This is a genomic window from Sneathiella limimaris (assembly GCF_012932565.1).
GTDB lineage: Bacteria > Pseudomonadota > Alphaproteobacteria > Sneathiellales > Sneathiellaceae > Sneathiella > Sneathiella limimaris.
In genome coordinates this window covers 1546868-1561482 of the sequence record NZ_JABBYJ010000001.1, presented here as the reverse complement: position 1 = coordinate 1561482, position 14615 = coordinate 1546868, and the positions used below count along the sequence as shown (strand labels likewise).

Annotated in this window: 15 protein-coding genes; 7 read left to right on the top strand and 8 right to left on the bottom strand. The window is 49.6% G+C overall.

Translation table 11 applies throughout. From position 1 onward, the window contains the following. Positions 1 to 95: 95 nt before the first annotated feature. The gene (locus HH301_RS07535; protein ID WP_169568111.1) at positions 96 to 734 is read right to left on the bottom strand and encodes a histidine phosphotransferase family protein; all 639 of its coding nucleotides are present in this window, start codon (positions 732 to 734) and stop codon (positions 96 to 98) included. 105 nt (positions 735 to 839) lie between these two features. On the opposite strand from HH301_RS07535, the gene HH301_RS07530 reads away from it, so the two are divergent. The 4 genes from HH301_RS07530 (at position 840) to HH301_RS07515 (ending at position 6342) form a co-directional block, all read left to right on the top strand. After that, complete coding sequence (locus HH301_RS07530) at positions 840 to 1052, top strand: DUF3553 domain-containing protein (protein ID WP_169568109.1); 213 nt, start codon at positions 840 to 842, stop codon at positions 1050 to 1052. Positions 1053 to 1176: 124 nt separating this feature from the next. Then, entirely contained in the window at positions 1177 to 2895 is a 1719-nt protein-coding gene (locus HH301_RS07525) for an NAD(P)H-dependent oxidoreductase subunit E (protein WP_169568107.1), read from the top strand. Continuing rightward, positions 2892 to 5636 (top strand): formate dehydrogenase subunit alpha, encoded by a 2745-nt coding sequence (fdhF, locus tag HH301_RS07520; protein WP_169568105.1) that lies wholly within the window; start codon positions 2892 to 2894, stop codon positions 5634 to 5636. Before HH301_RS07525 ends, fdhF begins: the two co-directional genes overlap by 4 nt. A 22-nt stretch (positions 5637 to 5658) precedes the next feature. Further along, positions 5659 to 6342 (top strand): glutamine amidotransferase-related protein, encoded by a 684-nt coding sequence (locus HH301_RS07515; protein ID WP_169568103.1) that lies wholly within the window; start codon positions 5659 to 5661, stop codon positions 6340 to 6342. 21 nt (positions 6343 to 6363) lie between these two features. Here the strand turns inward: HH301_RS07515 and HH301_RS07510 are convergent, their stop codons facing one another. Both HH301_RS07510 and HH301_RS07505 read right to left on the bottom strand, forming a co-directional pair. Beyond that, positions 6364 to 6834 (bottom strand): hypothetical protein, encoded by a 471-nt coding sequence (locus tag HH301_RS07510; RefSeq protein ID WP_169568101.1) that lies wholly within the window; start codon positions 6832 to 6834, stop codon positions 6364 to 6366. A 118-nt stretch (positions 6835 to 6952) separates the two neighbouring features. Further along, a complete protein-coding gene (locus HH301_RS07505) occupies positions 6953 to 7828 on the bottom strand; it encodes a DMT family transporter (RefSeq protein WP_169568099.1) in 876 nt (291 codons plus the stop codon). A 102-nt stretch (positions 7829 to 7930) separates the two neighbouring features. Between HH301_RS07505 and HH301_RS07500 the strand changes: the two genes are divergently transcribed. Further along, positions 7931 to 8635 carry an HAD family hydrolase gene (locus HH301_RS07500; RefSeq protein ID WP_169568097.1) on the top strand — a complete coding sequence of 235 codons (705 nt, stop codon included), beginning with the start codon at positions 7931 to 7933 and terminating at the stop codon, positions 8633 to 8635. A 16-nt stretch (positions 8636 to 8651) separates the two neighbouring features. Here the strand turns inward: HH301_RS07500 and HH301_RS07495 are convergent, their stop codons facing one another. From HH301_RS07495 to HH301_RS07485, 3 genes are all read right to left on the bottom strand, one after another. Beyond that, entirely contained in the window at positions 8652 to 9026 is a 375-nt protein-coding gene (locus HH301_RS07495; RefSeq protein WP_169568096.1) for a RidA family protein, read from the bottom strand. 71 nt (positions 9027 to 9097) lie between these two features. Beyond that, positions 9098 to 9985 carry a 3-hydroxyisobutyrate dehydrogenase gene (gene mmsB / locus HH301_RS07490; protein ID WP_169568094.1) on the bottom strand — a complete coding sequence of 296 codons (888 nt, stop codon included), beginning with the start codon at positions 9983 to 9985 and terminating at the stop codon, positions 9098 to 9100. 55 nt (positions 9986 to 10040) lie between these two features. Further along, the gene (locus HH301_RS07485) at positions 10041 to 11534 is read right to left on the bottom strand and encodes a CoA-acylating methylmalonate-semialdehyde dehydrogenase (protein WP_169568092.1); all 1494 of its coding nucleotides are present in this window, start codon (positions 11532 to 11534) and stop codon (positions 10041 to 10043) included. A 116-nt stretch (positions 11535 to 11650) separates the two neighbouring features. Here HH301_RS07485 and HH301_RS07480 point away from each other — a divergent pair, with 116 nt between their 5' ends. Both HH301_RS07480 and HH301_RS07475 read left to right on the top strand, forming a co-directional pair. Further along, on the top strand, positions 11651 to 12553 hold the full coding sequence (locus tag HH301_RS07480; protein ID WP_206378220.1) for a LysR family transcriptional regulator: 903 nt from the start codon (positions 11651 to 11653) through the stop codon (positions 12551 to 12553). 79 nt (positions 12554 to 12632) lie between these two features. Next, positions 12633 to 13034 (top strand): DUF3775 domain-containing protein, encoded by a 402-nt coding sequence (locus HH301_RS07475; RefSeq protein WP_169568090.1) that lies wholly within the window; start codon positions 12633 to 12635, stop codon positions 13032 to 13034. A 2-nt stretch (positions 13035 to 13036) separates the two neighbouring features. On the opposite strand, the gene mobA is transcribed toward HH301_RS07475, so the two are convergent. Next, entirely contained in the window at positions 13037 to 13651 is a 615-nt protein-coding gene (mobA, locus tag HH301_RS07470) for a molybdenum cofactor guanylyltransferase MobA (protein ID WP_206378219.1), read from the bottom strand. Beyond that, positions 13648 to 14514: a formate dehydrogenase accessory sulfurtransferase FdhD gene (locus HH301_RS07465; RefSeq protein WP_169568088.1), complete on the bottom strand. Its 867-nt coding sequence runs from the start codon at positions 14512 to 14514 to the stop codon at positions 13648 to 13650. The genes mobA and HH301_RS07465 overlap by 4 nt, the downstream gene beginning before the upstream one ends. Between the last annotated feature and the right edge of the window lie 101 nt (positions 14515 to 14615).

Genomic DNA, 14615 nt, shown 5'->3' with positions numbered 1-14615 from the left:
AGCCGCAGCCTAGGCAGGACCTAATCTTGCGCCGGCAAACAAATAAAGGCACCCGAGGGTGCCCTTATTAACCAATTTTTTTTACCAAGAATTATTTAAGCGGATTTTGCAGTCAGAACTACAAGGTCTTCCTCCATGCTGGCAATTTCCACCTTGAAACCATAGTTTTCGCAGATTGCCATCATGTACTGAGCGCCAACATTTTGGGTCGAGAGCTCCTCTTCGTTGTAGCCATCTACAAGTGTCTTGGTGATTTCCTCACGAAGTCCTGCCCGCATTCCCGCTGCCCGAAATTCAAAGGACCAATTTCCATCCGCCACATCACCAGAGACGACAAGCTTGCCTCCTCTTGACAAAGCACCAGCCGCAATCGCTGTCAGATTACAAATTACCTTAATGGCTTCCTTCGGCAGATTTTCAGCACCTCCTGCTTCATCCGGCCAATCCAGCTCCACTTTTCCAAATGAAAGAAACGAACGACATAGGGCTCTTGCATCCCGAACGGACACTTCTGCACCCATACCACTAGCAAGACCATAGGCCAGACGATAAAACTGAAGCCGGGCCGCCGCCTCTCCGGCACTTTGGCTCACGAGCTCAACCGCCTGCTCCCGCATATCGGCATTGCTCTCGTCCTGCAGCAACTCGATACCGTTATTCACCGCCCCAACCGGCCCGATGATATCGTGACAAAGCTTTGAACTCATCAAGGCCGTCAATTTCAGATCAATCATTGTCTTTGGCATCCCGCATAATCACATTGAGGTTGAAAGGAACCTTTTACCCGTGGCGGACAGTTTGCTACACTCTACCCCTAACAATCAACCAAGTGATTTCAAATGATTGCATTTTTTTCTCCTGGCCAATTTGTAAAACACCCCGGAAAACCTGACTGGGGCATTGGACAGGTTCAATCAGCGATAGCTGATCGGGTCACGGTCAATTTCCAGCATGCTGGCAAACAACTCATCATTGCCAGCATCGTTGAACTGGAAGGACTGAGTGATCAAGAACTGCAGGAAATGCAAAAAAAGGCTTTTGGTGAAGATTAATCCCCCTGTCAAAAAAGGGACAACCAATCGCCGCTGATAAGATAATGGGAGTCGATCCAGCACAAGCCAGCCCTCGAGAGAACGATAGGGTAAGCACAGTGTTTGGGAATGTGAGGATAGGTCATTGAGCAAGACCGCATCATTTGCGCAGACAACTGCTGCGCCGGGCAAGGCACGTCAGAACCGCAAAGGTCGCTATGCCCCAAGAGGCCGTCAGGCGAGCCCGCGGGCTTTAGAAGAAGTCAGGGCGATCTTGAAAGATATGCCCCGGGACAAAGACCTTCTAATTGAACATCTCCATCGGTTACAGGATGAGTTCGGTTATCTGGCTAAAGATCATCTGGCCGCGCTTGCCACAGAAACACGTCTGTCACTTGCAGAGGTTTACGAAGTTGCGACCTTCTATCACAACTTTGTTGTTGCTGAGACAGAGGAGGATTTACCGAGGCTGACCGTCAAGGTCTGCGATAGTTTAACTTGTGAGCTTAAGGGTTCCAGAAACCTTACAGAACAGCTGACGGAAAACTATGGCAAGTCAGTCCAGGTTACCCATGGCGCCTGTATGGGGCGCTGCGATAAAGCACCTGTTGTGCGCCTTGAGGATCAATACGTCACCAAGGCAACAATAGAGAATAGTAAATTCGCCATTGATAAAGCGCTGACAGGCAATACTGCATCTCAAGTCGATTTGGATCACTTGTCCTATTCGGACTATTGCGAAAATGGTGGTTTCAAGCTGCTCCAGAAAATCTGTGACGGGGATCTGGATTATCAGACTGTCATTGATGAATTGAAGAAAAGCGGGCATCGCGGACTTGGTGGGGCCGGTTTTCCGCATGCCATGAAAATAGAATCTGTCTGCTCCATCCCCGGACCGCGCCTGATGGCCGTGAACGCAGATGAAAGCGAGCCAGGTACGTTCAAAGACCGCTACTACATGAACACAAATCCCTATCAGTTTCTGGAAGGCATGCTGATCGGGGCAGATCTGGTAGATGCTGAGGCTATCTACATCTTTCTGAGAGATGAGTATCCGGATACAGCCCGTATTTTGAAAACTGCGATTGCAGATCTTGAGATTGCAGGACTGACAAAGGGACGGCCCATACATTTAAGGCGCGGCGCAGGCGCTTATATCTGCGGCGAGGAAAGCGCCATGCTTGAGAGCCTGGAGGGGAAACGTGCCCTGCCCCGCCAAAAGCCGCCATTTCCAGCACATGTTGGCCTTTTTGGTCGTCCGACCCTTATCAATAATGTGGAGACCCTTTACTGGCTGCCCGACATCTTAACCAAAGGTGCCGACTGGTATCAGGACGGAGGCCGCCATTCCTCAAAAGGGTTCAGGACTTTTTCCCTCTCCGGTCATGTGAAGAAACCTGGGGTTTATAGGGTTCCCGCCGGTATAACAGCGACAGAACTGATTACAGAATATGGCGGCGGCATGGAAGACGGGCATGTTTTCCGCGCATACCTGCCGGGCGGGGCCTCAGGTGGGATGCTGCCTGCCAGCATGGCGGATATCCCGCTCGACTTTGGAACGCTGGAAGAACATGGATGCTTTATTGGCTCTGCTGCGGTCATTGTCCTGTCAGATCAGGATGACCTGAAAGATGTTTGCCGTAACCTGATGCGGTTTTTTGAGGATGAAAGCTGCGGTCAATGCACACCCTGCCGGATCGGAACGATCAAAGCTCTCGATCTTATGGCAGCTGACAGCTGGGACCAACCTTTACTAGAAGAGTTGAGTGCCGTGATGCGCGATGCCTCTATCTGCGGCCTCGGTCAGGCTGCACCCAATGCCCTTCTTTGCCTGATGAAATATTTTCCGGAGGAGCTGTCATGACAAAGAGCATTCGCTTCACCCTGGACGGACAGGAAATCGAGACGGACGGCAGTCAAACCATTTGGGAAATTGCGAAAGAGGCTGGCAACTTAATCCCCCATCTTTGTCATGCGGATCGACCAGGTTACAGAGCTGATGGCAATTGCCGGGCTTGCATGGTGGAAATCGAGGGCGAACGCGTCCTCGCACCAAGCTGTATGCGAACTCCAAGTGAGGGAATGGTTGTCAAAACAGAAACTGAGCGGGCCAGCAAGGCACGTGAGATGATCATGGAAATGCTGATCGCGGATCAGCCCACCAGAAACAAGGCCCCTGATCCGGAAAGCCACTTTTGGCAAATGTCGGATCTTACAGGAATAAAAAACAGCCGATTTGCCAGAGATCGCGATGCGGACCTTCAGGACATAACTCATCCCGCCATGAATGTGGACCTTACAGCCTGCATCAACTGCGACCTTTGTGTCCGGGCCTGCCGGGAGGTTCAGGCTAATGATGTGATCGGAATGGCAAGTCGTGGGTTCAACTCAAAGATTGTGTTCGACTTCGATGATCCAATGGGTGATAGCACCTGTGTTGCGTGCGGGGAATGTGTGCAGGCTTGCCCGACAGGCGCCCTGCTGGAAAAATCCTGGGTTCCTGATAGTCAAATTGAGCGAAAAGTAGACAGTGTCTGCCCTTTCTGCGGTGTGGGGTGTCAGCTAACCTACAACGTAAAAGGCAATCGGATTATCTCTGTTGATGGGCGAGATGGCCCGGCCAATGAAGAGCGGCTTTGTGTTAAAGGGCGTTTTGGATTTGACTATATTCACAATCCAGATCGGCTCACCAAGCCGCTCATTCGAAAAGACGGAATTGCCAAATCAGATATAGAAGGATTGGACCCTGCCAATCCTTACACCCATTTTCGCGAAGCAACATGGGAAGAGGCACTGGATAAAGCTGCATCGGGGCTGCTGGCAGTGAAAGAGAAAAAAGGGCCCCGTGGGCTCGCTGGATTTGGATCTGCCAAAGGATCAAACGAAGAGGCTTATCTATTCCAGAAATTGGTGAGAACGGGTTTTGGCTCCAACAATGTGGATCACTGCACCCGGCTCTGCCATGCATCCTCGGTTGCGGCGCTACTGGAAACAGTAGGATCTGGTGCCGTCTCCGCCCCGTTTAATGAGGCCGAGAATTCAGATGTCATAATCATCATCGGGGCCAATCCAGCGGTTAATCATCCCGTCGCAGCGACTTTCTTTAAAAACGCTGCCAAGAAAGGAACAAAACTGATCATCATTGATCCGCGGCATCAGGCGCTTAGCCGACACGCGGCCTACCATCTGCAGGAAAAACCGGGCAGCGACGTTGCGCTTCTCAATGCCATGATGCAGGTCATCGTTGATGAAGACCTAGTCGACAAGGATTATATCGCCAATCAAACCGAAGATTTTGAAAGCCTGAAATCTCACCTTCATGGCTATCGCCCAGAAGAGATGGAAGACATAACGGGCGTCCCGGCTGATGATGTCCGCGGCGCAGCCCGCCTGTTTGCGAAAGCCAAGGCGGCAATCATTTTTTGGGGTATGGGCATTAGCCAACATGTCCATGGGACAGACAATTCTCGCTGCCTGATCTCTCTTTCTCTGATGACTGGACAGGTTGGACGCCCCGGTACCGGCCTGCATCCGCTTCGCGGCCAAAATAATGTACAAGGGGCTTCCGATGTGGCCTTGATCCCTATGTTCCTCCCCGACTACCAGTCAGTTGAGGACCCCATTGTTCGCGAAAAATTTGAAAACTTCTGGGGGGCAGAACTCGACCCAAACAATGGGCTGACAGTTGTCGAAATTACCGCTGCAGTTCACAAGGGCGATATTCGCGGCATGTATATCATGGGTGAAAACCCCGCAATGTCCGATCCCAACGTAACCCATGCCAGAGAAGCTCTTAGCATGTTGGATATGCTGGTCGTGCAGGATCTGTTCCTGACGGAGACTGCGGCTTATGCAGATGTCATTTTGCCCGCTTCCGCCTGGCCGGAAAAGGACGGGACAGTTACCAACACCAACCGTCAGGTCCAGATGGGCCGGGCAGCTCTTCATCCCCCGGGCGATGCGCGTCAAGATCTTTGGATTATTCAGGAAATGGCCAAGCGATTTGGCCTAGATTGGCATTACGACCACCCAAGAGACGTTTTTGCTGAGTTGACCCAGGTAATGGACAGCATAAAAGGCATGAGTTGGGAGAGGGTGGATCGTGAGCACTCCATTACTTACCCCTGTAGCTCTGAGGACGATCCGGGGCATCCGCTGATCTTCACGGATAGCTTCCCAACCCCGAGCGGACGCGGCAAGTTTGTACCTGCTGATCTCATTGCGCCAGATGAAGTTCCGGACAAAGACTACCCGATCATTCTAACAACCGGGCGATTGCTCGAACATTGGCATACAGGGTCCATGACTCGCCGGGCCACAGTCCTGGATGCGGTAGAGCCTGAACCCACGGTTCAGATCTCTCCGGCCATGATGGAAAGTCTTCAGCTCACCTCGGGGGATTTTGTCACTGTTCGCTCCCGCCGGGGAGAATTGCGCCTTCGCGCCCGTGCCGATGCAGCGATACAACAGGGTATGGTGTTTATCCCCTTCTGCTATGCAGAGGCGGCCGCTAATCTCTTGACAAATGATGCCCTGGACCCATTTGGTAAGATTGCTGAAGTCAAGTTCTGCGCCGTTCAGGTGGAGAATTCCTCTCAATCCTAATTCCGTCCCAGGTACGATAGAAGTGAAACGAATAGGTATATTGCAGACCGGCAAGGTCGGCGGCCCACTAGGCGAACAATTTGGTGAATATCCAGACATGTTTATCAACATGCTGGGGGCCGATAGCTTTGACTATGTAACCTATGCGGTTGTAGATGGGGAATTTCCTGAAAGTATCGAGGACTGTGACGGCTGGATCATTACAGGTTCCAAACATGGCGCCTATGAGGATCATGACTGGATCCCTCCCCTTGAAGCTTTTATTCGCGCGTTAGCAAAAAGCAACCGGCCAACTGTCGGTATCTGCTTTGGTCATCAGATCATGGCGCAGGCTCTCGGCGGTGAAGTTGTCAAATCTGATAAAGGCTGGGGCGTTGGGTTCCATGAGTATGAAAATCTGGAAACCGGCAAGAGAGCCAAGCTCCTCGCCTTCCACCAGGATCAGGTGATCAAGCTACCAAATGGGGCAACAGTTACCCATCGGTCCGACTTCTGCCCTTTTGCAGGTATTCGTTATTCTGAAAGCTGTCAGTCTCTGCAACCTCATCCAGAACATGGCCCGGGCTTTACAGAGGCCTTGTTGAAAGAGCGCCGCGGCAAAGCCATCGAGGAAAGCGTCGCTGACATCGCCCTTGAAGGGTTGCAGCAAGACAATTCCCACGCTGAGTACGCAAGCTCCCTCAAAGCGTTTTTTGAGAAAATGTGAATAATACAATGATGGCGATTATCAACAGCTTGTGCTCGATATCTCCGATAGCTTTTGGATGAAGCTTGTTGCCCCAGCCTGTCCTTTAACATTAAAAGAGGACAAAACCCATTTGTCTACTGGCTTAAAAAACCAGTAATCTATTGCGACGTGGCCTTCCGTCATAAAAAATACAGAAACCACACGAGCAATTCTCTCTCCGCACTCACGTTTTTTTAGGCTGTCGTGACTAACATAATCACCGTAAATTTTTATTGCATCGATAAAGTCACCAGCCTGCTTGCCAAATTTTACGTAGTTGAATTCTGAAAACCGGTCTTCATCTTTTGAAGTTTCTGCGATTTTCTTCGCAAACTCGTCAGCATTTCCCTTGCGAACTTCCTCATTCAAAATTTTAACCATCTCATCAACTTCATCTGCATAAAGCGATGTAAATGGATTAGCCAAGACTATAAAGCTCAATACTAATGATAGCAGAAATAAATGACGCAACTGCTCCCCCTCCCAATAAACATGAAGGTTTCAACCTATCCGGACATAAAAATAAATTCAACACACGGCTTCTGCGCCATTTATCTTTTTTCTCTGTGTAGATTTTTTACCAAAGACCTCACGCCTTTACTTTTCGCTCTCTGTAGAAGGTGTAGATGCCCATGGCGACAACGATTGCGCTGCCGATCAGCATGCCCGCATCGGGGATATCGCCAAAGACGAGGATGCTGAGGATCATTGAGAAGATCAGGATCGTGTAGCGGAACGGAGAAACAAACCCCACCTCACCGACCCGGACAGCGCTAACACTCAGGATATAGCCACAAATGACGAAAATAGACGCGGCGAAGAGGATGGAAATCCCTGTCCAGGTAACTGGTTCCCAATCAATGAAGGCCAGTGCGATTCCTGAAACAACGGTAATGCAGGCAGAAGTTATCAAGGAGACAGCCGACGATGGTACAGCCCTTGAAATCCGCCGGGTCGAAAGATCGCGGATCATGATAAAAACCACAGCTGCCAGCGCAAAGAAGGAGATAGATGTGAAGCCTTCCGTCCCCGGTTGCACAATGATTATTACCCCCAAGAAGCCAATACCTACCGCCATGTAGCGGCGCCAACCCACTGGTTCCTTCAAAAATATGGCGGCGCCAACTGTCACAGCTAATGGCAGGGATTGCAGAATGGCTGTCGCATTCGCCAGCGGCATATTGAAAACCGCATAGAGAAACAAAAACGCTCCGATAACTTCGCCAAAGCTCCGAAGCCCGATAAGCTTCCAGTCGGACAGAGCAATTACGCGAAACGGAGTCCGCTTGTAAATTGCCATCGCGCCCAGAAAACCTGTGGTAAAGAGAGACCGCAAAAAGATCGCCTGCACCAGCGGAAAATAAGCTGACGAGGATTTGATCAAGGCATCATTAATGGCGAAGGAAGCCATACAGGCGGCCATCAGAAGAGCCCCCTGCATATTCTCGGAGAGGTTTGTTTTCATAAAATCTATTAGGTCTAGATTTACAAAAAGCGCAATCTCTTTTTATAGTGCAATGCAACTTAACCGCGACCTGATAATCGCCTGAGACAGAAAGCGATCCCCATGCCTCTTTCGACAATTGCCTTTGATGCAGATGACACGCTTTGGGAGAACGAAAAAATCTTCAAATTGACCGAAAAGCGCTTTCTTGAACTTCTCTATGATCATGGCGCTGATGAAAGTCTGTACGATCATTTGCTGGAAACCGAAAGACAAAATCTGCGTTATTACGGGTATGGCATCAAAGGATTTACGTTATCCATGGTCGAGACGGCAATCCGGATCACAAACGGGACAGTTCCTGCCCATATCATTCAGGAAATTCTGAATGCAGGACGGGAAATGCATGATCACCCGGCAGAGCCTATGGCGGGCGTTACTGAAACACTCAAACAATTAGCAGGAACCTATCGGATCCTTCTGATTACCAAGGGTGACTTGTTTGACCAGGAACGAAAGCTTGCTCAATCTGGCCTCGGAGAATTGTTCGATGGTGTGGAGATTGTTTCAGAAAAAACAGAGGAAACATACCTTCGAATTTTTGAACAGTATGGAGATGGACCAAAGCGGAGCATGATGGTCGGCAACTCGCTGAAATCAGATATTGTGCCAGCGGTCGCCGTTGGTGCCTGGGGCGTACATGTCCCTTCCGAAATTGAATGGGCCATGGAAAAAGCGGACGCCCCAACCGGAAACGCCCGCTATCATCATCTGGAAACGATAACTGAACTTCCAGCGCTCATTGCTGAGATTTCAGCAGATAATTGATAAGCCTTCATCCTTTTTATTTGAGGGCCGTTACCTGAATTTCAATTTTCATGGAACTATCCATTAATTCGGCCTGAAACATGGTCGCGGCCGGCTTGGCAATAGAGAAAGCTTCACGAAGCGCCGGCCAACAGGCTTCAAAATCGTTGCGGTCGGGCAGGATATAGGTTGTCCGTACCACCTTATCGAGGGAGGAGCCTGCCTCCTGTAAAGCTTGCTCAATATTTTTGAGGCACTGAACGGTTTGCTCAAGCGGCGTTTCAGGCATGGACATGGTGCTGTAATCATAGCCTGTGGTTCCGGCCACATGCACGTACATATCATCAACAACTGCACGGGAGTAGCCAATTTGCTCCTCAAAAGGAGAGCCCGAAGAAATATGTTTGACCATCTTTAAATCCTGTCTGTGGGGGATCAATACTCAAAAAGAAAGGGCCATGATGTTGGTCATGGCCCTATCTCTTAGCTTTCGCGGATCATATTGATGATCCCGGAGAAATCCATCTCGGAACCATCACTGGCCGCATATTTCTCATAAAGTGCCATGGCGGCTGCACCAAGTGCTGTATTGGCGTCGTACCCTTTGGCCGCTTCCTGCGACAGGTTCAAATCCTTCAGCATATTTTGCGCCGTGAAGCCAGGCTTATAGTCATTATTGGCCGGTGACGTCGGAACAGGCCCTGGAACTGGACAGTAAGTTGTGAGTGACCAACACTGACCAGAAGCTGTCGATGCAATATCAAAAAGGGTCTGGTGATCCAGCCCCAGCTTTTCACCCAACACGAAGGCCTCTGATACCGCAATCATGGAAATCCCGAGGATCATGTTGTTGCAGATTTTGGCTGCCTGACCATTACCAGATGCGCCGGTATGAACAATATTGGCACCCATCACCTCTAGAACTGGTTTTGCCGCTTCAAAAGCACCTGCTGGACCACCTACCATAAAGGTCAGGGTTCCCGCAGCGGCACCACCAACACCACCGGAGACCGGTGCATCTACCATCATCATGCCGCGAGCTGCTGCAGCCTCGGCAACTTCACGAGCCGTCGCGACATCAATCGTAGAACAGTCAATAAACAAAGTCCCTTCATCAGCGGCAGCAAGGGCGCCATCATCTCCAAGGTAAACACCCCGCACATGATCCCCTTTGGGCAACATGCTGACGACGATGTTGACGCCTTTTGCAGCGTCGCTTGCGCTGGCAGCGGCTTCACCACCTGCATCGACACAGGTTTTAACAGCAGCTTCAGAGAGATCGAAAACTTTGACATTATGTCCGGCATTCAGAAGATTTAGGGCCATTGGGCCGCCCATATTTCCAACACCGATGAATCCTATTTTTGCCATTGTGTCCTCCCAGGCAAAAAAGGCGTCCCGAGTTTTTCGGAACGCCTTATCTTTGTTACTTATGTGTAGGCATGACAAATTCCGCACCGGCCTTGATTGAGTCCGGCCAACGGGATGTCACGGTTTTCACTTTTGTATAGAAGCGGACGCCTTCTGGACCATGCTGGTTGTGATCACCAAATGCAGATGCTTTCCAGCCACCGAAGCTGTGGAAGGCAAGCGGCACGGGGATCGGAACGTTCACACCAACCATACCGATTTCCACATTGTTGGAGAAGGCACGAGCCACGTCACCGTTCCGGGTGAAGATTGAGGTACCATTACCAAACTCATGCTTGTCGACCATTGAGATCGCATCGTTGAAGTCTGGCGCGCGAACAACAGACAGAACTGGACCAAAGATTTCCTCTTTGTAAATCCGCATGTCAGTTGTCACATTATCAAACAGACAACCACCCATGTAATAGCCGTTTTCATAGCCCTGCATGGAGAAGTTCCGGCCATCAACAACCAGATCCGCACCTTCAGTGATACCAAGGTCAACATAACCCTTCACTTTTTCAAGATGCTCTTTGGTTACCAGTGGACCCATATCGCCATCATCAGCACTTGGACCGACTTTCAGTTCCGCAACTCGCGGAGCAAGACGTTCCATCAGCTGGTCACCAGCATCGCCAACCGCAACGGCAACAGAGATCGCCATGCAGCGCTCACCGGCAGAACCGTAACCAGCACCGATCAGAGCGTCAGCAGCTTTATCCATATCTGCGTCTGGCATAATGACCATGTGGTTTTTCGCACCACCCATGGCCTGTACCCGCTTGCCGGCCGCTGCCGCGCGGGAATAGACATATTTCGCAATAGGGGTAGAACCCACAAAGCTGATGGCTTTAACGCGCTCATCGTCTAGGAGCGTATCCACTGCAACCTTGTCACCGTGAATAACATTCAGCACACCTGCAGGAGCGCCTGCCTCCAACATCAGCTCAGCCAGACGAACTGGCAGAGATGGGTCTTTCTCAGATGGTTTCAAAACAAAAGTATTACCGCAGGCGATGGCAACTGCAAACATCCACATTGGAACCATGGCCGGGAAGTTAAACGGTGTAATACCGGCAACAACGCCAAGAGGTTTCCGCATACTGTACATGTCAATGCCAGAGGAAACATTGTCAGAGAACTCGCCTTTCAGGAGATGCGGAATACCGCAGGCAAATTCAACAACTTCCAAACCTCGGATGATGGAGCCTTTCGCATCGGAGTGAACTTTACCATGTTCGCTGGAGAGCAGAGCTGCCAACTCATCCATGTTATCTTCAACAAGCTGCTTAAACTTGAACATTACCCGTGCGCGCGTAATCGGCGATGTATTTGCCCATTCTGGAAAAGCTTCCAGGGAATTGGCAATTGCATCACCAACTTCTGCCTCAGTTGCCAAAGGGCATTCTTTTGTCTGCTCGCCCGTGCTTGGGTTATAGACCGGGCTGGTCCGGCCGGATTTGCCTTCGACCAGTTTCCCGCCAATGTAATGCTTGATCTGGGTTGTCATCTGTTTCGCTCCCATAAAGGTCATTTGATGTCCGGTACTTTACATGGGTATAAATGCAAAGTAATCAGGTAAGATTGCAGATACTATGTGCAAAAATACACAACCGGATACTGATGATGTTTGACTGGAATGATATCCGTTTCTTTCTGGAGCTTAGCCGCAAAGGCCGACTGACGGAAGTGGCTAAAGCCCTGAAGGTAGACCATACGACTGTGAGCCGCCGGATTGCAACCCTGGAGGCGGAACTGGATGCCAAACTGTTTGAAAGTTCCCCCCGTGGTTATGTTCTCACCTCAGCAGGCGAGCGATTACTCAAAGAGGCAGAACAGATGGAAAGCGCCTCCGCGACGATCCAGGATATGGTGGGCGGCGCTAACCGAAACCTAACAGGCGTTGTTCGCCTGGGTGTCCCGGAAGGATTTGGCAGTCAGTTTTTGTCCCGCGATATGCCCCTGTTTCAAGCCCTACATCCCGAGATCGAGCTTGAGTTTGTCGCCAATGATCGATTTGTAAGCCTCTCAAAGCGGGAGGCTGATCTCTCCATTACGTTGGAGCGCCCGAGATCAGGTCGTCTAATTTCAAAGAAACTGACCGACTATACGCTGCGCCTTTATGCAAGTAAGAGCTATCTTGCAAATCATGCTCCGATCAAAACCATGGCGGACTTAAAGGACCATAATTTTGTGTCTTATATTGATGAGCTCGTCCCGGATCCGCAAATGCTGTATTTGAGCGAATTTGTCTCTAACCCGAACGTAACTTTAAAAAGTTCCAGCATTGTGTTTCAATTTCAAGCGGCCCTGGCCGGTGGTGGCCTGAATATCATGCATTGCTTTGTGGCAGATCAATATCCGGAACTGGTTTGCCTGCTACCCAATGAAATTAAGGTTGAGCGGACCTACTGGCTGAATACTCCTGAAGATATTCATGATCTGGCGCGGATCAAAGCGGTGAGCCAGTTCCTCACCGAACGGGTAGAGGCTCGACGAGAAGAGCTGATGGGCTTGCCCCTTTCTTAGGTTTCTCGTTTTCAGGACACAAATTACTTTTAATTAAGAAAAATCTGATTCAATATATTACATCAATCAGAGTGACCCCATGTTGCAAATTGCTGTCGAAAAAGTCTGTGATGTCATAATCAAGGCCCTTGCCCTAAATTCTTCCTATGAGGAAGAAGGAGGAGACGATTTTGTTGATCTCCCGGTTATCGACGATGAGATGGAATTTTCTGAGAAAGAAGATGATCGTTATATTGAGCTTCGGCGGGTGATTAACAAATTTAACATCGAAGAAAAGCAGGATCTGGTTGCTCTCGCCTGGATTGGACGCGGATCATTTGGTGCTGATGAATGGGAAGATGCACTGGCAGAAGTAGATAATATCAATCCAGAACATATTGCCGATTACCTGATCAATATGGGCCAGCTAGGGGATTATCTGGAGGAAGGGCTATCCGAACTTGGCTATTCCTCAGAAGAGTTTGAAACCGGCATTCGCTAAGACTAATCGATGAGCCGATTTGCTGCTTCTTCAAGATCCTCAGGTCGATTGATGTTGAAAAAAGGATCTCCACCCTCAATCGGCCATTCCACGCTTCTCAAGCTATAACGTTCTGCAAAAACCAGTATTTTCCGAAGATTTTCTTCTGTTACAGCTTTTTCAAGATCTTCCAGCAATGCAAAAGGCCAAAGGGAAATAACCGGGTGAATCCGGTGATCTGAATAAGCCATGGAAATTGAGTAAATCTTGCCACTTAAACCCTCGGTTAAACGCTTCACAAGATCTAATGGAATAAAGGGTGCGTCAGACGGCACGCACAGCAAATGGGTCGCCTTGCTTCCTTGATCTTTAAAGTACTTAAGACCCGTCAAGATCCCAGCAAGTGGACCCAAATGCCCATCCACCATATCAGAAACAATTGGGTAATCATCTCGAGAAATCGGGGTATTACTATTGATCAGGATATCACTGACTTGTGGCTTTATGGTTTGGATCACTCGATCCATCAGGCTCATTCCACCCAACGTTTTCAGGAATTTATGCTCCCCGCCCATACGACGAGATTGTCCTCCAGCCAGGATGACACAAGGTGGCAATGTTGAACCAGCTTCTGTCATTGGCTTCCCTTTCTTTGATGTTTCCTGTCTTCTTCCATAACGGCTTCTGGATCAGCATCAAATTCAAGACGATCAATCCCCGAAACACATTGGAAGCGCTTCCCTTTAGCCCTACCAATCAGAGTGAGTCCGGCTTGCCGGGCAAGCTCAACGCCCCAGGCTGTGAAACCGCTTCGTGAAATGAGGATCGGGATTTCCATCTGTACCGTTTTAATCACCATTTCCGACGTCAGGCGCCCGGTTGTATAAAAAATTTTATTTTTAGGAGAAATCCCCTTGGACCACATATACCCGGCTATTTTGTCAATTGCGTTGTGACGGCCTACATCCTCCATATAGATAAGAGGAGTATTTCCCTCACACAAGACACAGCCATGAATGGCACCTACCTTCAGATAGAGAGAGGGTTGCCGATTAATTTTTCTGGATAGCTCATAGATCCAGGAGGTTTTTAAAACTGCAGCCTGATCCAATGCGACATCCTCAAACTTTTCCATGACATCGCCAAAAACGGTGCCTTGCGCACATCCTGAGGTCTGGATCTTTTTCTTGAGCTTATCCTCAAAATCAGCCTCATTCTCCGTTCGGACGATCACAACCTCCAAATCCTCATCATATTCCACACCCGTCACCTGATCCGATGGGCTCAGCATATTCTGGTTCAGCAAATACCCAATGGCGAGATATTCTGGATAATCGCCAATGGTCATCATTGTCACTATTTCCCGGGAGTTCAAATAAAGGGCAAGCGGTTTTTCAACGATTACTGGTATCGAAAAGGTCTGACCTTCGTGATCAAGGCCTTCCACTTCCTCGAACAGGCGAGGATCTGATATGTCGGGTGAGACTTCGAATTCCTTCATGCGCCCACTATCTCCCTCATCTCAGTTCTTGTAAAGGCCATGAATTAACAGGTGACACAAAGTTGAAATTCCGTATTGTGCCGAAAACGGAACTGACAATT